This is a genomic window from Blautia caecimuris (assembly GCF_024622975.1).
Lineage (GTDB): Bacteria > Bacillota > Clostridia > Lachnospirales > Lachnospiraceae > Blautia_A > Blautia_A caecimuris.
Genome location: NZ_JANJZT010000021.1, coordinates 15,686 through 34,331, shown reverse-complemented (window position 1 = coordinate 34,331; position 18,646 = coordinate 15,686). Strand labels below are relative to the sequence as shown.

Sequence of the window (18,646 nt, the reverse complement as noted above, 5' to 3'; positions counted from 1 at the left end):
ATGCCTTATTCGGCTCCTCTTTTAAAATGTCCCTTTGTAAACTCACGGGCAGAAGCTTTTTTTCCGTAAACATATACGTCCAGAAACTCTCTGACGATTTCCTTTGTCTCCTTTGCAGATTCCAGAGTAAAGGAAAGTCTGAGAGATGCTGTTTTAAGTTCCTTTACCTTTTGGCTTTCATTTAAAAGTCCATAAGGGATGCTGTTATAAATAATATTATAACAGAACTCTTTTTGGTCTGTAGTTCCGGTTTTCCAGGGATAGCAGACGCAGGCGCATGGAAATTCCTTATCATATCTGTCCTTTAACACCATATGCGCTTCTTTTCTGTCACACTGAAAAGTGTTCTTGCGCACACACTGGGCAGACAGCATCAGAGGAATATAACCATAAATAATAAACTCACTGTCCCGGTTTGTTCTGTGGCGCAGCTCCTTTTCATTTAATTCCAGAGGAACAGTATTTCTCAGAATCCCCTCGTCTTTCCAGAACGCGCAGGCTTCATCATTCCAGGTATAAAGAGACGCATCTGCCACACAATATTTCTGAAGCCCCTCTTCTCTCAGCATTCCATAGGCTTCCAGATTTCTTACCAGAAAGCCTTTCATTCCCATGGAAAGCCAGGTCAGAGCCTTTTTTCGATACTCTTCCGGCATTTTCCCACGGGTGATCCGCGGAAGAGAAAGGTACAGTTCTTTTTCCTTCTGAAGTCCCTGTTCCATACAGGTTTCCATCACATCAAAAGGCAGATAAAGGCCTGTGATCTCCGGACTGTTCATAAGGACCTCTGCCTGTTCCGGTTTCTCGCAGGAGGCATAGATACCCAGTGGATCCTCTGATCTGACTCCGGGCTGTATCTTCGCTTCTTCCCCCCGGAGAATCTTTTCCGGAGCTTCTCTTTTGTATTTTTCAAGAAACTCCTGCTCCAGCTGTGCAAGAGCAGTTCTTCTCAGTTCATTTAAAACCTTTACAGGCACAAAAATATTTCCGTCGGACTGAATATCAAGACTGTCCCAGACAAATTCTGTGTTTCCCAGTTTTTCCATTTGCTGGCGGATCCGCGCTTCTTCCATGGGATGCTCTCTGGCATACTGAACCTCCCCCGCTGATACAACAGTCTCTGTATCCTTCAGAGAAACCTGAAGCACTGCAGGGCTTTCCGGATACAGCATCAGTGTTCCGTTTATTTTTTCCTTTTTCTGCTTCAGAGGCACAGAGATATCTCCTGTTTTTTTATGATTGGAAAAAGCCACCATGGAAGGGCCGTTCTGCTGTTTATAATATCCGGAGCAGGAACCGCCTCTGTTAAATACCTCCAGAAGATATTTCCGATCCTGAGCATCCACCTGATAGGAATCCGGATTTTTCTTTAGTATATCCAGATACTTCCGGTAAATTCCCGTAACTGCAGCCGTATATTCCGGCTGCTTCATTCTTCCTTCGATTTTAAGGGACATCACTCCTGCACCTAGGATTTCCGGAAGAATATCAAGGGTACAGATATCTTTCAGGCTCAGAGGACAGGTTTCTTTCCCTTTAAATCCTCCCTGCTGCTCCCTTACCTGATAAGCAAGCCGGCAGGGCTGAGCACATCTTCCCCGGTTTCCGCTTCTTCCTCCGATCATACTGCTCATAAGGCACTGACCGGATATGCTGTAGCAGAGCGCCCCGTGTATAAACGCCTCAATCTCAATAGGGCTTTCCCTGTGCATGGAAGCAAGCTCCTCAAGCGTCAGTTCACGGGCAGGAACCACACGGGTTACTCCCTGCTGTTCCAGAAACCGCATTCCCTTCGGTCCGGTAACAGCCATCTGCGTACTTGCATGAATGGACAGATCCGGAAAGTTTCTCCTGATAAAGCGCAGAACTCCCATATCCTGAACGATCACCGCATCCAGTCCCTCCAGATAAGATGGAAGAAGGGAATCATAAAGCCGCTCCTTCAGCTCTCTGTTTTTCAGCAATGTGTTTACTGTAAGATATAATTTTTTCCCATGAAGATGGGCTGTACGCACAGCGCGTATCAGCTCCTCCTGGGTAAAATTCTTCGCATAAGCCCTGGCGCCGAAATCGGGACCGCCTACATACACCGCGTCTGCCCCTGCTCCCAGGGCTGCCTCAAAGGCTTCATAGGAACCTGCAGGCGCCAGAAGCTCTGTTTTATTCATATCTGTCATAATCCCTCACTTCTCTTTTCTGCTGTACAGAAACTGTTTTCAGAATCCCTGAAAACAGACAAAGGGGACTACCGAAGCAATCCCCCTCTGACTTTTACTTTAGTAATGACTCAATTTCGCCTTCCAGCTCTTTGATCTTCCCTTCCATCAGGATGCGCTGGTGCTCTGACTCCTGCTGGTGTTTTTCTGTTTCCTCCATTTTCATACGGAGAGCGATCAGTTCATGCTTTAACTCATACATTTCCTGATCCTTCTGCTGAAGATCCTGTTCAAAAATTTCCGCCTGCTTTTTTGCCTTAAAATAGTCGTCTGTAATATTCAGGCTGAGCAGAGTATGCTTTGTCTCCATTGGCTGCCTGGAATAACCCGGCATTTCACTGAGCTCCGCAATTTTATTATTTATGTAAGACGCTACCTTCTGAAAATACTCCTCTGATTCATAGCCTCCCAGAGTGATGATCTTTCCCCCGATCACTACCTGTGCCGTATTCTTGACTGCCATACAAAGCCTCCTGTGTATATAAAATTTCCCTGATTTTCCATTAAAGTTCCTGTCTCATTTTCCTTCAGAATCACGGTTTCCCGGAGACAGAAAAAATCATTCATATTTTATTATACCCGAAACTTGTCGAAAAGTATAGAATTTTTTATGAAATCTTCTCATAGCCCAGATGACTGTAGGCAAGAGGCGAGGCCATACGCCCTCTTGGCGTGCGGTTTAAAAAGCCGTTCTGAAGAAGATATGGCTCATAGACATCCTCCAATGTACCGGAATCTTCTCCAATAGCTGCAGCCAGTGTTTCCAGACCCACCGGGCCTCCTTTGAAGTTTACGATCAGAGTTTTAAGGATCCGTCTGTCGATCTTGTCAAGCCCGTACTGATCCACTTCCAGAAGATCCAGGGCAAAAACAGCCACCTCATAGGTGATCTTCCCGTCATATTTTACCTGAGCAAAATCCCGGACACGCTTTAAAAGCCGGTTGGCAAGTCTTGGCGTTCCCCTTGACCTTTTGGCGATCTCCGCCGCCCCCTTCTGGTCGATCTCCACGTCCAGCACCTGCGCGGAACGGAGAATAATCGTTTCCAGTTCTTTATGATTATAAAATTCCAGATGATGCATCACGCCGAAACGGTCACGGAGAGGCGCAGATAAAAGACCTGCTCTTGTGGTCGCTCCCACCAGTGTGAACTTGGGCAGATCCAGACGGATAGAGCGGGCAGACGCCCCCTTTCCGATCATAATGTCAATGGCAAAATCCTCCATGGCAGGATAAAGGACCTCCTCTACCTGCCGGTTCAGTCTGTGGATCTCATCCACAAAAAGAATATCTCCCTCCTGAAGATTGTTAAGGATCGCCGCCATTTCGCCCGGCTTTTCTATGGCAGGCCCTGAAGTGACCTTCATATGCACTCCCATCTCATTTGCAATGATTCCGGACAAAGTTGTTTTTCCCAGTCCGGGAGGGCCGTAAAAAAGCACGTGATCCAGCGCATCCTTTCGCTGTTTGGCTGCTTCTATATAAATTTTCAGTGTTTTTTTTGTTTTTTCCTGACCAATGTACTCTTCCAGTGTCTGAGGCCTTAAATTTCCCTCCAGAGGAAAGTCCTCTTCTGTTACATCAGTGGTGATCATTCTTTTTTCCATATAAACTCCTACAGATTTTTGAGGGCTGCTTTCAGAATGGCTTCCACATCATCCGGCGGCACATCTGTTACTTTACGTACTGCCCGCAGGGCATCCGTACTGCTGTAGCCCAGCGCAACCAGTGCTTCCACCGCCTCTTTGCTTCCATTCAGGATATTTGTCCCTGAAATGGTTGCCGCATCCTGCTCATGGGCAAGCTTCTTCTCAAAAGCATCCTCCAGCTTCAGCTTGTCTTTCAGTTCCAGGATCAGCTTCTGAGCCGTCTTCTTTCCAATACCCGGAGCTTTGGAAATGGTTTTTGCATCATCCGATAAAACAGCAAATCTCAGTTCATCTGCCGTAAGCCCTGCGAGAACCCCAAGCGCCGCCTTTGGGCCGATTCCGTTGACGCCCAGAAGAAGCCGGAACATCTGAAGATCATCCTTGCTTAAAAAGCCAAAAAGCTGCATGGCATCCTCTCTCACATGGAAATGCGTATGTATCTTTACCTGTCCTTCTTTTCGGACTGCCTGTTCAATGGCAGAGCCTGTCATAAAAATCTCATAGCCGATCCCGCCTGCCTCTACGATCACTGAGGTTTCTGTGGAATCCACTACTGTGCCATATATAAATGAAATCATAAGCTGCCGCTCCTGTGCTTGATTTTTCCTGTATCGATTTATGATATCACAGTTATCGCAAAAAAGCAAACATCTATTCGAGAAATCTCCCTCATCCTCCGGCGGCCGTAAAGGTTCATACAGAATGCGCTGCTCTCCCGGTAATACAAAATCCCGGTACAGAGTTTTATCTGTAAACCGGGATCTTACTGTATGTACAACAGTCTTATATTTTTTACAGGATCACGCCTCTGGGGCAGACTTCCTTACATGCGCCGCAGTTGGTGCATTTTTCATAATCAATATGAGCACAGAAATCTGTTACGGTAATAGCACCGTTCGGACAGGTTTTCTCACATTTTTTGCAGCCGATACATCCCACCTCACAGGCAGAAGTAACAGCTTTTCCTTTATCATGAGAACTGCAGCCCACAAAGGTGGTCTGGGTATAGGGAACCAGCTCGATCAGATGATTCGGACATTTGGCAACACATTTGCCGCAGGCCTTGCACTTCTCCTTATCTGCCACAGCCACACCGTTGATAATGTGGATGGCATCAAAGGGACAGGCCTTTACGCAGCTTCCGAAGCCCATACAGCCATAGGAACAGCTTTTTGCCCCGCCGCCCGGGATAAAGGCCATCATCTCACAGTCCTCAACACCGGTGTATACAAAATCGCTTTTTGTTTTTTCACAGGTTCCGGTACATTTTACAAACGCAGTCTGACGGACCGTTTCCACAACCTCCTGTCCCATGATCCCTGCGATCACTTTTCCTACTGCATCTCCGCCTACCGGACAGCCGTTAACCGGCGCCTCTCCTTTGGCGATCGCAGCAGCCAGGCCGTCGCAGCCGGGGAAGCCGCATCCGCCGCAGTTATTTCCCGGAAGGGCCTCACGGACAGCCACCTCTTTTTCATCTGTTTCCACTGCAAATTTCTTTCCGGCAACTCCAAGAAAAATGCCGATAAAGAGGCCCACTGCCGCAACTACAACAGTTGCTACGATAATTGCTCCGATATTCATATTTACGCCTCCTTAAATCAGTCCTGAAAATCCGAAAAACGCGATCGCCATCAGTCCTGCTGTAATAAGAACAATGGGAAAGCCGCGGAAGGATTCCGGAATGTCATTGTACTCGATTTTTTCACGGATACCTGCCATTACGATAATGGACAGAGTAAAGCCCACTGCTGTGGCAAAACCGTTTACAGTGCCCTGAAGGATATTGTAGTCCTTCTGTACATTGATAAGGGCCACACCCAGAACAGCGCAGTTTGTAGTGATCAGAGGAAGATAAACTCCCAGAGCCTGATAAAGAGAAGGCATTGCCTTTTTCAGGAACATTTCCACAAACTGAACAAGGGCCGCAATAATCAGAATGAACACAATGGTCTGCAGGTACTCCATATGAGTGGGAACCAGAATAAACTGATAGATCACACTTGTAACAAAGGAAGAAAGCGTAATAACAAAGATTACGGCTCCTCCCATGCCTGCTGCGGTTTCTGTTTTTTTGGAAACGCCCAGGAACGGACACAGTCCCAGGAACTGGCTGAGGACCACGTTATTTACAAGTGCAGAACCTACAATGATAAGCATTAATTCTTTCATTAATGTTTACCTCCTTTGCACATGGTATTTCCGCAGGAAGCACAGGCTCCGCCGCACTTGTCCGGATTACTCGGATCAATCCCGCGCTTTGCCGCGCCGATCTTGAATTTGTTCTGAAGAGCTGCCAGAAGAGCCAGAACAAAAAATGCTCCCGGAGCCAGAATAAAGATCGTAACCGGTTCATATCCCATTTTTCCGGCTGCAGCATCTGCCAGCGGCAGAATCTGCTGACCGAAAAGCTGTCCTGCGCCGATCAGCTCTCTGACTGCGCCGATACAGGTAATACTTAACGTAAATCCAAGCCCCATTCCGATACCGTCAAAAAGTGATGGGATCGGAGGATTTTTTGATGCATATGCTTCCGCACGGCCAAGAATGATACAGTTTACAACAATCAGAGGAATATATAATCCCAGAGATGCATAAAGACCCGGAAGGAAGCCTTCCAGAAGCATCTGTACAATAGTTACAAAAGATGCCACAACAACAATAAATGCGGGCATACGCACACCGTCCGGAATAAATTTGCGCAGCAGGGAAATCAGTAGATTGGATGCTGCAAGAACGGCTGTGGTGGTCAGTCCCATTCCGATGCCGTTCACTGCTGAAGTGGTAACTGCCAGTGTAGGGCACATACCAAGCATCAGCACAAAAGTAGGATTTTCTTTAATAATACCGTTAATCAGACGTTCTGATGGTGTATTTGCTTTCATTGTTCTCCTCCTTCCATGTACTGAAATGCGGCAAGGCCTGCGTTTACTCCGTTGGTTACAGCATTGGTGGTGATTGTCGCGCCGCTGATGGCATCAATTTCATCCTCTGATGCTGCTCCTGTTTTGGTGTATTGGAATTTTTCCACCTTTTTATCCCGGAACTGATTTTTAAAATCATCTGTGTCCGCCTTCATTCCAAGACCTGCAGTTTCACTAATCGACAAAATAGAGATTCCATTCAGTGTACCGTCTTTCTGTACGCCCATGGCGAACTGAATGTCTCCGCCATAGCCCTCGGAGGTTGTCACAGTAAACGCATATCCGATCTCATTGTCAGAAGCGTCAAAAGCTGTCATTACTTCATCAATGGTCTGCGCGCCGTAGCCGCTGTCACTGAGTACGCCGGCCAGCTCCTGTGTCTTATCTCCCAGTTCAACTTCCCCAAATCTGTCTGCATCCGGAAAAACAGATTTATAGGCTTCCTGTTTTGCCTTCATCTTCTGCTCTGCAATAGGATCCGCAGTGATATCCTGAACCACTCCCAGAGCCAGACCTGCAACGAGGGTGATGGCAGTAATGGAAATCGTGTCTTTTACAATACTCATGATTTTTTCCCTCCTTTTCCAAATGCAGCAGGATAGGTTGCTTTTTCAATAAGCGGAACCAGAAGGTTGCAGAAAATGATCGCATAGGAAACACCTTCTGCAGAACCGCCGAACAGACGGAACACTGCAGTTACCACGCCAAGGCAGCAGCCGTATACAAGCTGTCCCTTAAAGGTAATGGGCGTTGTCACATAATCGGTTGCCATAAACCATGCTCCAAGCATCAGACCGCCGCCGAACAGATGACTTAACAGATAATTTACATCAAATCCCATTCCTGTGCACAGCATATAGATGATCACAAACACAGAAAAACTGCCGATATATGTAAGCGGGATCTTCAGGTCGATCACCTTAAATACAAGAAGGATCACTGCGCCGATAAGGATTGCAAGAGCGGAAGTCTCTCCGATGGTTCCCTGGATATTTCCAAAAAACAGATTCTGTACCGGTACAGAGGTACCTTCTACAAATCCCTGGGTTTTCAGAGCTGCCAAAGGAGTGGCTCCTGTGACAGTATCCACAACTCCCCGGAAATGATCTGACACTGCAAAGTCTGTCATTCTTCCTGCAAAGGAAATCATCAGGAAACACCTTCCTGCAAGAGCCGGGTTCATAAAGTTCTGTCCCAGTCCGCCAAAAAGCTGTTTTACTACAATAATAGAAAATGCGCTTCCCAGAACCGGCATCCACAGCGGGATCTGCGCCGGCATGTTCAGAGCAAGAAGAAGTCCTGTAACAACTGCGCTGAAATCCTTTACTGTATTTGGTTTGTGCATAAAATGATCATAGAGCCATTCAAAAATAACGCTGGATGCCACTGTTACCGCAACAACAAGGAATGCACGAAAACCAAAATTCCAGATTCCGAACAGTGTTGCAGGAAGAAGCGCGATCACTACCAGCTGCATGATTCTGCTTGTTGTCATACCATCTCTTACGTGAGGATTGGATGACACATTATACTTTTGTTCCATTGGTTTACCTCCCCTATTTCTTTCTGCGGCTGGCAAGAACCATTTTCCGCATGGATTTGATGCTCTGAGTCAGCGGTCTCTTTGCAGGGCATACATAGCTGCAGCAGCCGCATTCACAGCATTCCATTCCGTTTAATTTTTCAAATCCTGCCATATCCCCTCTTTCTGCCAGTGTGGCAAGACGGGCAGGGAGAACACGTCCCGGACAGACGCGCACACAGCGTCCGCAGTTAATGCAGGCTGTCATCTGTTTCTGTGCCTCTGAAACAGCATCCTTTTCCAGACAGAGGAACGCAGATGTTGTTTTTACACAGGGAACATGAAGGTCAAACATGGCAAATCCCATCATAGGACCGCCTGAGATTACTTTTGCAGCGCCTGTTTTCAGTCCGCCTGCGGCTTCGATCAGCTCCTCCATATTTGTTCCTGTAAGAACCGTAAAGTTTTTTGGACTGGCAATGGCATCTCCTGTCACTGTCACAATCCTGTTCATAACCGGACGTCCCAGAATAACCGCTTTATAAACAGCCACAACTGTATCTACATTATCCACCACGCAGCCTGCATCTGCCGGAAGCATGGAGGAATTGATCTCTCTTCCGGTGGTGGCATAGATCAGAGTACGCTCGCCGCCCTGAGGATATTTTGTCATAACCTCTTTCACTTCAATTCTGGAATGTCCCTTTACCAGTTCACGGAGCTTTGCAATACAGTCCGGCTTATTATCTTCAATGCAGATATAGCCTTTTGCATGATCAAAAAGCTTCAGCATTACCTCAAGACCCGCAACGATCTTGTCCGGTTCTTCCAGCATTCTCCGGTAATCACTGGTCAGATAAGGCTCGCACTCCGCCCCGTTTACCAGAACATATTCAATCTTATCCGGCTCCTTCGGAGACAGCTTGACATGAGTAGGGAAACCGGCTCCTCCCATTCCCACAACGCCACCTTCACGGATCCTTGCTATGATCTCCTCTTTTGACAATTCAGAAAGCTCTGCTGCCTGGAATCCTGTCTCTTCATACTGCTGGTCGTTTTCTATGATAATGGAATCCGCCATACTTCCCGCAGCAGTCAGTCTTTTTTCAAAGCCCTTTACGGTTCCTGAAACAGAAGCGTGCAGAGGTACGGATACAAATCCGTTGGCTTCTGCGATCTTCTGTCCTGCCAGGACCCGGTCACCTTTGTTCACACAGGGAACAGACGGAGCTCCAATATGCTGAGACAGCGGATAAACCATCTCTCCTTTTGGAAGATACTTTTCAATCGGACTGTTTTTGGACAGTTCCTTGCCCTCATAGGGATGAATCCCACCCTTAAAGGTAAGTTTTCCCATATCTATTTCCTCCTTTTGCAAGTTATTTTTTATCTTTCTTATGGCGCATACGGTATCCACGATTCAGATGAGGATAAGCCTTCAGGAAACGTCTGGTATTTCCCTTTGTTCTGTTTACCAGCGTTTTTCTGTAAGCCCGGAGCTCTTCTGTGAATTCTTTCTGGAATGCAAGACGCTTTTCGCTTAAAATCCTGAGAGCTTCTGAATCTTCCAGCTTTTCTCTGAGAAGTTCAGGAGAAGCACCTTTGGGAAGCTCCAGCGATTCCAGTTTCACATTTAGCCTCAGCATAAGCTCCACCCGCTTCTTTTCCAGATCCTGCTCCCAGTAAGGAATTCTCTCCTTCAAATGGAAGGCTGCAGATGCGGAACGGCAGAAATCACACAGATACCCCGTTGCTATTACGCATACTGAGATTTTTCCGACATACACCGGATAAAGAGCAACCAGTTTCTCTACAAGCGGATGCAGAACCCTGAACAGAAGAACTGTCAGAACTCCCCATCCCAGAGAAACTCCCAGGCAGATACGTCCCTGAAAATTAAACTTCTGGTCGCTGTAATCCCACCAGGAGGTATGAAAAATACTCTCCATCAGAACCGCCGTAATATATTCCAGCACTGTGGCAACCACAATGCCCCCTAAGAACAAAAGCAGCACATGATTTTCTATCGGCTTCAGAATCAGATAAACAGATATTGCCCCAAAGCCATAGATTGTACAAAAAGGCCCGCTGACAAAGCCTCGGTTCACAAACTCTCCATGCTTTGTAGAAACATAAAAGGTTTCCCATACCCAGCCCAAAAAGCTGTAAATAAAAAACCAGTTTAAAATATGGTAAAGATCTGTTCCGTTAATTGTCAGATTCCACATAATCATCCCGTCTTTCTGTTTTAAATTCCTGTTTCAGACAAACATCTGCTGATGTTCCGTTACAATCCATCTGACCTTCGGTGATGGCATTTTGCCCTGAATGTCCCGGGAGCTTTGCATATATATGCCAAAATGCCCGGAGGAAGCATGCCTATCTGAACAGTAACGATGTTTATACTATAACTCAATTTATGAAAAAATTCACTATTATTTTTTTATTTTTTTGTGTATAATTAAGTACAATCACGAAAGGAATGAAAAAATATGATTGTTAAAAAAATGCCTATTTTACAAGGGTTTCCGGACTTCGAGACTGTTAAAAAATTGTCGAATTCCGTCTCTTTCGACTGTGGAAACGCCCCTGTTTTTTATGATATCGAAACCACCGGACTATCACGATATTCCACTTTTTTATATTTGATTGGCGCGGTAATGCAGGAAAATAACAAATGGTTTCTCCATCAGTGGATGGCGGAAAAAGAGGATGAGGAACCTGAAATTCTTTGTGAATTTTTTAATTTTCTGACTTCTGCAAGCTCCACAATCCAATATAATGGCAGACGATTCGATCAGCCGTATCTGGAAGCGCGTTACAAAAAACACAATCTGCCCTCTCCCTTCGGAAATCTCCCTGTCCTGGATCTGTATCAGGAACTGAAGCCCTGTAAAGATCTCCTGAAGCTGGAACGAATGAAACAGCCGGATCTGGAAGAATTCCTGGGGCTGGACTCCCGCCTCCACTGCGATGGCGGACAGTGCATTCGTCTTTATAAATCCTACATAAAAAATCCAAAGGCCGAGCCTGAACAGACCATCCTCGGTCACAATCAGGAGGATCTCCTGGGACTTGGCAGCATTTTTTCCATGCTCGGATACCGGGTTCTGATGGAAGGCAATTATCAGCCTCTGAAAGCGGAAACAGATGAAGACCGGATGATCCTTTCTTTCCGGCTTCCGGCTCCTGTGCCAAAACCCGTCTCCAAAAAGGGAACAGATTTTTATATTACTGTCCGGGATCAGGAAGGAGCTCTTCTGGTCACTTCCACAGATCAGAAAATACGCCAGTACTACAGAGATTACAAAGCCTATGATTATATTCCCGGAGAAGATACCGCCATGCCCAGACAGTTAAGTCAGTACATGGACAAAAGTCTGAGGATTCCCGCCACTCCGGAAACCTGTTATACCTGGTTTCCCTGCAGCGAAGCTTTCCTGAACAATCCGGAAAAACAGGCGCAGTATCTAAAAAGTACCCTTCCATGCCTTCTCAGCTTTTAGAAATTCCGAGGCCATAAACCGTCTCCTGTGTCTCAGATCATATTCTGTATGCATCCGGAAGCATTCTCACAAAAATTTTTATGTACCAGAAAGGTCAGTACCGAACGCACTCCTTTCTCGGTAAAGAAAGAAAAAAGGATCATTTCAGTCTGCCATATACGCATAACTGTAATGATCCTTTTTGTTAATTCAGTTTATCTTCTGTATTCAGACTGACAAAGCAGTTCTTCTTATGCCTCTTCGCCTTCTGCTTCCTCTGCAGCCGGAGCTTCCAGAGCTTTCATGCTGAGGCTAATCTTTTTGTCTTCGCCGTTGAAATCAACAACCTTTGCCTGAATTTCCTGGCCGATGGAAAGTACGTCAGACGGTTTGGCAACATGCTCTCTGGAAATCTGAGAAACATGAAGCAGTGCGTCGATTCCAGGTGCAAGCTCTACGAAAGCACCGAAATCTGTCATACGTGCAACTTTTCCTTCTACTATGTTGCCTACTGCAAATTTCTCAGCAGCAGTCAGCCACGGATTTTCTTCCGGAAATTTCAGAGAAAGAGCAATCTTATCTCCGTTGATCTCTTTGATCAGAACTTTAACTTCTTCACCAACAGTAAATACCTTCTTCGGATTCTCTACTCTGCCCCAGGACATTTCGGAAATATGAAGAAGACCGTCAGCTCCGCCAAGATCGATGAATGCACCAAAATCTGTTACATTCTTAACAACACCTGTTACAGTATCGCCTGCATGGATTCTCTCCATAAGCTCTTTCTGCTTCTCAGCTTTTTCTGCAAGAAGAAGCTGTTTACGGTTACCGATAATGCGGCGTCTTCTCGGATTGAACTCTGTGATAACAAATTCAATCTCCTGATCTGCATATTTGGACAGATCTCTCTCGTAAGTATCAGATACAAGGCTTGCAGGAATAAATACTCTTGCTTCCTCAACGTTTACACAAAGACCTCCGTCCAGTACCTGAGTTACAGGCGCTTTCAGGACTTCCTGAGACTCGAATGCAGCTTCCAGACGTTTGTTGCCTTTTTCAGCAGCAAGTCTCTTGTATGTCAGGATAACCTGACCTTCACCGTCGTTCACTTTAAGAACCTTGGCTTCCATTGTGTCACCTACGTGTACAACGTCTGCAAGTACAAGGGAGCTGTCGTTGGAATACTCGCTCCTGGTGATAATACCGTCTGCTTTATAGCCGATATTCAGGATAATCTCATCCTCTTTTACGTCGATGACAGTACCCTGCACGATCTCTCCATTTCTGATAGTTTTTACGGAATCTTCCAGCATCTGTTCAAAACTTAATTCTGACATGTTCTTGAACCTCCTCAATAATTTTCTTTGGGGTGGACGCCCCTGCTGTAATACCTACATAACTACTGTGATGGAACATTTCAGAATCCAAGTCTACAGGTGTTTGTATATAGTAAGTATTTTCACATTCCTCTTTACATATTTCAAACAGCTTTTGAGTATTGGAACTATGTCTGCCGCCGATGACAAGCATAGTGTCTACCTCTCCGGCTATGGACTGTGCTTCTTTCTGCCGTTCTTCGGTAGCATTACAAATAGTGTTTAAAATATTGTCAATATTTAAAACATTATTATCATACCTCTTTTTGCAGAGAATTTCAACTAATTCTTTAAATTTGTTGTAATTAAATGTCGTCTGCGAAACAATGCAGGGTATTCGCCCCGGATCCGGGACAAAATTTTCTGCATCCTCTCTGTTTCTGAGAACAGTACAGGAACCCTCGCACCATCCGCAGATCCCTTTTACCTCCGGGTGGGAAGGATCTCCAAATATGATAATCTGTTTTCCGGCCCTGCTTTCCCGTTCCACGATCCTGTGTATCTTCAGAACAAAAGGACAGGTTACGTCTACGAAGGAAATTCCCGCAGTCTTCAGCATATCATAAATCCTGCGGCCCACGCCGTGGGAACGGATCACAACCGTCCCTTCACGAAGCTTCGGAATGTCCTCTTCCGAGATCACGGTAACGCCTTTTTTTTCAAAATCCGAGACAACCTCTTCATTATGGATGATCGGACCCAGCGTATAAATAGGCGAAACTCCGTTCTCAATAAGCTCGTACACCTTGTCCACCGCTCTTTTTACACCAAAGCAGAAGCCGGCTGTTTTTGCGGTCTTAACTTTCATTTTTTCCAACCTCGTCTGATAATATCACTTTTTCATGAAAAATCTGTAAAATACGTTTTACCACTTCCTCAATGGTCATTTCAGAGGAATCTACCAGAACCGCATCCTCAGCCTGCTTAAGGGGAGAAATTTCCCTGTTCATATCACGACTGTCACGCTCTTCAATATCTTTTCTGATCTCTTCCAGGTCACAGCACAGGCCTTTTTCCTGGAGCTCCAGATAACGGCGCTTTGCTCTTGTAAAAGAGCTGGCAGTCAGATAGATCTTCACCTCTGCATTGGGAAGGATCGTAGTACCGATATCTCTTCCATCCATAACCACGTTCATGGAAGCGGCAAGCTTCCTCTGAAGGTCAAGAAGCTTTTCCCTCACCCTTGGATTTGCAGAGCTTACAGAAGCCATATTGCCTACCTCTTCTTTCCTGAGAAACGGATTCACGTTCTCCCCGTTTAAAAGAACGATCTGTTCTCCGTTTTTATACTCTATGGATATTTCCGCTCCCTGGCAGGCCTCTCCGATCTCATCCGGATTTTCTCTGTTTACATTCCGGCGAAGAAGGTAAAGAGCCATTGCCCTGTACATGGCACCTGTATCTACATACACACAGGAAAGCTCTCCGGCAACCTTTTTGGCAATCGTACTTTTTCCGGCTCCTGCCGGGCCGTCAATGGCAATATTATAGATCATTTCATTGTCCTCCTTTATTCTCCGCATACAGCCATAGCTGCAAGGTAGGCAGTTGACCATGCGATCTGAAGATTATAGCCTCCTGTCACCGCATCCAGGTCAAGCACCTCTCCCACAAAATAAAGATCCTGTATTTTCTTTGATTCCATAGTTGCAGGATTGATCTCTTTTACAGAAACTCCCCCTCTGGTGATAACAGCCTCTTTAAATTCTCCGAAACCATTGATGGTAAAGGGAAATGCTTTTACAAGAGCACCGAACCGGAGGCGTTCCTCTCTGGAAATCTCATGAATGGGTTTTTCCGGAGAAATCCCTCCGATCTTCAGCATAACCGGTGTCAGAGAGGAGGGAAACAGAACGATGATCACATTTTTAAACTGCTTATTCTTTCCGGATTCAAACTCTCTCAGTATTCTGGCATCCAGCTGCTCCGGCGTAAGCGCAGGCTTCAGATCCAGAAAAGCCGAAAGCTCTCCTGATTTTCTGAGGGCCGTGCCCAGTCTGGCGCTGGCAGAAAGAACCAGAGGTCCCGTAATTCCGGAATGAGTAAACATCATCTCCCCAAAATCCCTGTAAAGGACTTTTTTTCCGCTTTTCACGGTCAGCTCCACATTTTTCAGGGAAAGACCTGCCATTTCCGGAATATACTCTTCTTTTGTACGAAGAGGAACCAGAGAGGGGGCTAAATCGGTCACAGTATGCCCCGCCTCCCGGGCAAAACGATATCCGTCTCCTGTAGAACCGGTTGTGGGATAGGAAAGACCTCCCGTTGCCACAATAACCGCTTCTGCCCTGTGAACGCTGCCGTCTGTCAGAATGATCCCTGCCGCCGTTCCCTCTTCCAGAAGCAGCCGCTCTACCTGGCTTTTCAGATGGATGCGAACTCCGTATTTTTTCATCTGACGCTCCAGTGCCCGGATCACATCGGACGAATGATCGGAACAGGGAAAAACGCGGTTTCCCCGCTCTGTTTTAAGAGCCGTGCCCGCTTCCTCCAGAAATTCCATCATATCCTGACTGGTAAAGGTATAAAAGGCACTGTATAAGAACTTGGCATTTGTTACAACGCTGTTTAAAAGTTCTTCCGGATCACAGTTATTGGTCACATTGCAGCGCCCTTTTCCTGTAATATACAGCTTTTTGCCAAGTTTTTCATTTTTTTCAAAGAGTGTGACCTCACAGCCTTTTTTAGCTGCAAAAATCGACGCCAGCATTCCCGCTGCGCCTCCGCCAACAATTATGACTCTGTTTTTCATCCTTATCCTTTCATGCAGCAAGGGGCTGTACAGTTTTTCCTGCACAGCCCCCTGACTTTTCTTTTATAAAAACCTTATACCGGATAAGCTCCGTTTTTTGTGTCCGCTGCTGTCTCGTCCACCTTTGTCTCCTGTGCCTGACGGTACTTGAAGAACTCAGTAGCAACCTGTGGGAACAGTGCGTAGGAAAGTACGTCCTCGTCCTGTTTCTTGTACTGTGCCATCTCGCCTTCCAGTTTGTCAAGCTCGTTGTCCAGAAGGTCTGCCGGACGGCAGGTGATCGGCTGAGTATCTCCGATACATTTTTTCTGAACGTCCTCATTAAACGGTTTTACAGTAGCGCCGTATTTACCGCTTAAGATATCCTTTGTTTCTTTTGTAACCATCTTATATCTCTCGCCCATAAGAACATTGAATACAGCCTGTGTACCAACGATCTGTGAAGAAGGAGTAACCAGAGGCGGCTCGCCAAGGTCTTTACGAACTCTCGGAACCTCTTCAAGAACATCGTAGAACTTGTCTTCCGCATGCTGCTCTTTCAGCTGGGAAGTCAGGTTGGAAAGCATACCGCCCGGTACCTGATACAGAAGAGTCTTGATGTTTACGCCAAGGTTCTTCGGATTCAGAAGGCCGCTGTCCAGAGCCTCGTCACGGATCGGACGGAAGTAGTCAGCGATCTCAGCAAGGAGCTGCTGATCAAAGCCTGTATCGTAAGGAGTACCCTTAAAGGTCTCAACCATAACCTCTGTTGCCGGCTGAGAAGTACCCAGAGCAAACGGAGAGATTGCAGTATCAATGATATCTACGCCGGCCTCTACTGCCTTCATATAGGTCATGGAAGCAACACCGGAGGTATAGTGTGTATGCAGGTCGATCGGAATCTTAACTGCGTCTTTCAGAGCGCCTACAAGCTCTGTAGCCTGATACGGAAGAAGAAGTCCTGCCATATCCTTGATACAGATAGAATCTGCGCCCATTTCCTCGATCTCTTTTGCAATGTTTGTCCAGTATTCCAGAGTATAAGCATCGCCAAGAGTATAGGAAAGAGCAACCTGAGCATGAGCTTTTTCTTTGTTTGCAGCCTTAACTGCGGTTTTCAGGTTACGCATGTCGTTGAGGCAGTCAAAAATACGGATGATATCAATTCCGTTTGCTGCAGATTTCTGTACAAAATACTCTACCACATCATCTGCATAAGGACGGTATCCGAGGATATTCTGTCCGCGGAACAGCATCTGAAGCTTTGTGTTTTTGAAGCCGTCACGGAATTTACGAAGTCTTTCCCATGGATCTTCCTTCAGGAAACGAAGAGAAGCATCAAAAGTAGCGCCGCCCCAGCACTCTACTGCATGGTAGCCTACTTTGTCCATTTTATCAACGATAGGAAGCATCTGCTCTGTGCTGAGTCTTGTTGCGATCAGAGACTGATGCGCATCACGCAGAACAGTTTCCACGATTTTAACAGGTTTTTTTTCTAATTCTGCCATTATTTATTCTCCTTTAATCAGTTTTCACAAGGAAATTCAATATATCTGACGATTACAGGCATCTGTCTGTCACAACAGATCAGACACCGAAAATAGCCATAAAGGTTCCGGCTGCCACGGCTGTACCGATAACACCGGCAACGTTTGGTCCCATAGCATGCATCAGAAGGAAGTTGGTAGGATCTGCCTCAGCGCCAACCTTCTGAGATACACGGGCCGCCATCGGAACTGCGGATACACCTGCGGAGCCGATCAGAGGATTGATCTTTCCGCCGGAAAGCTTGCACATCAGTTTTCCAAGCATAACACCGCCAAAGGTACCGAAAGCAAAGGCAACAAGACCAAGAGCTACGATCTTCAGAGTATCCAGGTTCAGGAATGCCTCAGCGCTTGTGGAAGCACCTACGGAAGTACCCAGAAGAATAACTACGATGTACATCAGCGCATTGGAAGCTGTCTCTGTCAGCTGTTTTACAACGCCGGACTCACGGAACAGGTTACCAAGCATCAGCATACCTACCAGCGGAGCTGTTGTAGGAAGGATCAGGCATACTACGATAGTGATCACGATCGGGAAGAGGATTTTCTCCAGCTTGCTGACCGGACGAAGCTGGTCCATTTTGATCTTACGCTCTTTCTCTGTTGTACAGAGCTTCATGATCGGAGGCTGAATGATGGGAACAAGAGACATATAGGAATATGCCGCCACCGCAATCGGTCCCATCAGGGCAGTCTGTCCAAGCTTTCCTGCAAGGAAGATAGAAGTCGGGCCGTCAGCACCGCCGATAATGGAGATTGCTGCTGCTGCCTTTCCATTGAATCCCATGAAGATCGCAAGGAAGTATGCAACATAAATACCAAGCTGAGCCGCAGCGCCGAGAAGGAAGCTCTTCGGGTTTGCGATCAGCGGACCGAAGTCTGTCATGGCTCCTACGCCCATGAAGATCAGGGACGGAAGAATACTCCATTCATCAAGCAGGTAGAAATAGTGAAGAAGTCCGCCTACTCCGTTTGACATATCCTCCGGACGAGCCATAATATCCGGATAAATATTTACCAGAAGCATACCAAAAGCGATAGGAACAAGAAGAAGCGGTTCAAATCCCTTCTTGATAGCAAGGAATAAGAATACGCATGCCACCGCGATCATCAGATAGTTGCCCCAGGTAAGATTAAAGAAGGCTGTCTGATGAATCAGGTTAGACAGGGTTTCTGTTACATAAGACATCTGAATA

At 46.3% G+C, this 18,646-nt stretch carries 18 protein-coding genes; 1 reads left to right on the top strand and 17 read right to left on the bottom strand.

Translation table 11 applies throughout. From position 1 onward, the window contains the following. Window positions 1-5: 5 nt before the first annotated feature. The 11 genes from NSA57_RS13150 to NSA57_RS13100 form a co-directional block, all read right to left on the bottom strand. The gene (locus NSA57_RS13150) at window positions 6-2,177 is read right to left on the bottom strand and encodes a U32 family peptidase (RefSeq protein ID WP_257465061.1); all 2,172 of its coding nucleotides are present in this window, start codon (window positions 2,175-2,177) and stop codon (window positions 6-8) included. 94 nt (window positions 2,178-2,271) lie between these two features. Next, the gene (locus tag NSA57_RS13145) at window positions 2,272-2,679 is read right to left on the bottom strand and encodes a cell division protein ZapA (protein WP_022067399.1); all 408 of its coding nucleotides are present in this window, start codon (window positions 2,677-2,679) and stop codon (window positions 2,272-2,274) included. A gap of 145 nt (window positions 2,680-2,824) precedes the next feature. Further along, entirely contained in the window at window positions 2,825-3,823 is a 999-nt protein-coding gene (gene ruvB / locus NSA57_RS13140; RefSeq protein WP_147599022.1) for a Holliday junction branch migration DNA helicase RuvB, read from the bottom strand. Between the two features lie 8 nt (window positions 3,824-3,831). Continuing rightward, on the bottom strand, window positions 3,832-4,443 hold the full coding sequence (gene ruvA, locus NSA57_RS13135; RefSeq protein WP_257465060.1) for a Holliday junction branch migration protein RuvA: 612 nt from the start codon (window positions 4,441-4,443) through the stop codon (window positions 3,832-3,834). A gap of 214 nt (window positions 4,444-4,657) precedes the next feature. Beyond that, a complete protein-coding gene (locus tag NSA57_RS13130) occupies window positions 4,658-5,449 on the bottom strand; it encodes an RnfABCDGE type electron transport complex subunit B (protein WP_022067396.1) in 792 nt (263 codons plus the stop codon). 12 nt (window positions 5,450-5,461) lie between these two features. Beyond that, window positions 5,462-6,037 carry an electron transport complex subunit RsxA gene (rsxA, locus tag NSA57_RS13125; protein WP_022067395.1) on the bottom strand — a complete coding sequence of 192 codons (576 nt, stop codon included), beginning with the start codon at window positions 6,035-6,037 and terminating at the stop codon, window positions 5,462-5,464. Beyond that, window positions 6,037-6,750: an electron transport complex subunit RsxE gene (gene rsxE, locus NSA57_RS13120; RefSeq protein WP_022067394.1), complete on the bottom strand. Its 714-nt coding sequence runs from the start codon at window positions 6,748-6,750 to the stop codon at window positions 6,037-6,039. The genes rsxA and rsxE overlap by 1 nt, the downstream gene beginning before the upstream one ends. Then, window positions 6,747-7,355, bottom strand: a complete 609-nt coding sequence (locus tag NSA57_RS13115) for an RnfABCDGE type electron transport complex subunit G (RefSeq protein WP_257465059.1) — start codon at window positions 7,353-7,355, stop codon at window positions 6,747-6,749. Before NSA57_RS13115 ends, rsxE begins: the two co-directional genes overlap by 4 nt. Then, complete coding sequence (locus NSA57_RS13110; protein ID WP_138270225.1) at window positions 7,352-8,332, bottom strand: RnfABCDGE type electron transport complex subunit D; 981 nt, start codon at window positions 8,330-8,332, stop codon at window positions 7,352-7,354. Before NSA57_RS13110 ends, NSA57_RS13115 begins: the two co-directional genes overlap by 4 nt. Window positions 8,333-8,345: 13 nt before the next feature. Then, the gene (gene rsxC / locus NSA57_RS13105) at window positions 8,346-9,668 is read right to left on the bottom strand and encodes an electron transport complex subunit RsxC (protein WP_147599027.1); all 1,323 of its coding nucleotides are present in this window, start codon (window positions 9,666-9,668) and stop codon (window positions 8,346-8,348) included. A 22-nt stretch (window positions 9,669-9,690) separates the two neighbouring features. Then, entirely contained in the window at window positions 9,691-10,539 is an 849-nt protein-coding gene (locus NSA57_RS13100) for a putative ABC transporter permease (protein ID WP_022067390.1), read from the bottom strand. 264 nt (window positions 10,540-10,803) lie between these two features. Between NSA57_RS13100 and NSA57_RS13095 the strand changes: the two genes are divergently transcribed. After that, window positions 10,804-11,817 carry a ribonuclease H-like domain-containing protein gene (locus NSA57_RS13095; RefSeq protein WP_173752102.1) on the top strand — a complete coding sequence of 338 codons (1,014 nt, stop codon included), beginning with the start codon at window positions 10,804-10,806 and terminating at the stop codon, window positions 11,815-11,817. Between the two features lie 230 nt (window positions 11,818-12,047). Here the strand turns inward: NSA57_RS13095 and rpsA are convergent, their stop codons facing one another. From rpsA to NSA57_RS13065, 6 genes are all read right to left on the bottom strand, one after another. Next, complete coding sequence (gene rpsA / locus NSA57_RS13090) at window positions 12,048-13,133, bottom strand: 30S ribosomal protein S1 (RefSeq protein ID WP_147599030.1); 1,086 nt, start codon at window positions 13,131-13,133, stop codon at window positions 12,048-12,050. Next, complete coding sequence (ispH, locus tag NSA57_RS13085; RefSeq protein ID WP_138270220.1) at window positions 13,114-13,980, bottom strand: 4-hydroxy-3-methylbut-2-enyl diphosphate reductase; 867 nt, start codon at window positions 13,978-13,980, stop codon at window positions 13,114-13,116. The genes rpsA and ispH overlap by 20 nt, the downstream gene beginning before the upstream one ends. Further along, window positions 13,970-14,668 carry a (d)CMP kinase gene (cmk, locus tag NSA57_RS13080; protein WP_257465058.1) on the bottom strand — a complete coding sequence of 233 codons (699 nt, stop codon included), beginning with the start codon at window positions 14,666-14,668 and terminating at the stop codon, window positions 13,970-13,972. The genes ispH and cmk overlap by 11 nt, the downstream gene beginning before the upstream one ends. Before the next feature lie 14 nt (window positions 14,669-14,682). Then, entirely contained in the window at window positions 14,683-15,924 is a 1,242-nt protein-coding gene (locus NSA57_RS13075) for a BaiN/RdsA family NAD(P)/FAD-dependent oxidoreductase (protein WP_257465057.1), read from the bottom strand. A 74-nt stretch (window positions 15,925-15,998) separates the two neighbouring features. Further along, window positions 15,999-17,411, bottom strand: a complete 1,413-nt coding sequence (locus NSA57_RS13070) for an oxaloacetate decarboxylase subunit alpha (RefSeq protein ID WP_147599033.1) — start codon at window positions 17,409-17,411, stop codon at window positions 15,999-16,001. Between the two features lie 79 nt (window positions 17,412-17,490). Further along, window positions 17,491-18,639 carry a sodium ion-translocating decarboxylase subunit beta gene (locus NSA57_RS13065; RefSeq protein WP_022067383.1) on the bottom strand — a complete coding sequence of 383 codons (1,149 nt, stop codon included), beginning with the start codon at window positions 18,637-18,639 and terminating at the stop codon, window positions 17,491-17,493. Window positions 18,640-18,646 lie beyond the last annotated feature (7 nt).

Excerpts from the sequence above, each read along its gene's own strand:
- cmk (WP_257465058.1), bottom strand. The coding sequence starts at position 14,668 with ATGATCTATAATATTGCCATTGACGGCCCGGCAGGAGCCGGAAAAAGT.
- NSA57_RS13150 (WP_257465061.1), bottom strand. The coding sequence starts at position 2,177 with ATGACAGATATGAATAAAACAGAGCTTCTGGCGCCTGCAGGTTCCTAT.
- ruvA (WP_257465060.1), bottom strand. The coding sequence starts at position 4,443 with ATGATTTCATTTATATATGGCACAGTAGTGGATTCCACAGAAACCTCA.
- NSA57_RS13130 (WP_022067396.1), bottom strand. The coding sequence starts at position 5,449 with ATGAATATCGGAGCAATTATCGTAGCAACTGTTGTAGTTGCGGCAGTG.
- NSA57_RS13115 (WP_257465059.1), bottom strand. The coding sequence starts at position 7,355 with ATGAGTATTGTAAAAGACACGATTTCCATTACTGCCATCACCCTCGTT.
- NSA57_RS13145 (WP_022067399.1), bottom strand. The coding sequence starts at position 2,679 with ATGGCAGTCAAGAATACGGCACAGGTAGTGATCGGGGGAAAGATCATC.
- NSA57_RS13065 (WP_022067383.1), bottom strand. The coding sequence starts at position 18,639 with ATGTCTTATGTAACAGAAACCCTGTCTAACCTGATTCATCAGACAGCC.
- rsxC (WP_147599027.1), bottom strand. The coding sequence starts at position 9,668 with ATGGGAAAACTTACCTTTAAGGGTGGGATTCATCCCTATGAGGGCAAG.
- rsxE (WP_022067394.1), bottom strand. The coding sequence starts at position 6,750 with ATGAAAGCAAATACACCATCAGAACGTCTGATTAACGGTATTATTAAA.
- NSA57_RS13100 (WP_022067390.1), bottom strand. The coding sequence starts at position 10,539 with ATGTGGAATCTGACAATTAACGGAACAGATCTTTACCATATTTTAAAC.
- ruvB (WP_147599022.1), bottom strand. The coding sequence starts at position 3,823 with ATGGAAAAAAGAATGATCACCACTGATGTAACAGAAGAGGACTTTCCT.
- ispH (WP_138270220.1), bottom strand. The coding sequence starts at position 13,980 with ATGAAAGTTAAGACCGCAAAAACAGCCGGCTTCTGCTTTGGTGTAAAA.
- NSA57_RS13075 (WP_257465057.1), bottom strand. The coding sequence starts at position 15,924 with ATGAAAAACAGAGTCATAATTGTTGGCGGAGGCGCAGCGGGAATGCTG.
- NSA57_RS13095 (WP_173752102.1), top strand. The coding sequence starts at position 10,804 with ATGATTGTTAAAAAAATGCCTATTTTACAAGGGTTTCCGGACTTCGAG.
- rpsA (WP_147599030.1), bottom strand. The coding sequence starts at position 13,133 with ATGTCAGAATTAAGTTTTGAACAGATGCTGGAAGATTCCGTAAAAACT.
- NSA57_RS13070 (WP_147599033.1), bottom strand. The coding sequence starts at position 17,411 with ATGGCAGAATTAGAAAAAAAACCTGTTAAAATCGTGGAAACTGTTCTG.
- rsxA (WP_022067395.1), bottom strand. The coding sequence starts at position 6,037 with ATGAAAGAATTAATGCTTATCATTGTAGGTTCTGCACTTGTAAATAAC.
- NSA57_RS13110 (WP_138270225.1), bottom strand. The coding sequence starts at position 8,332 with ATGGAACAAAAGTATAATGTGTCATCCAATCCTCACGTAAGAGATGGT.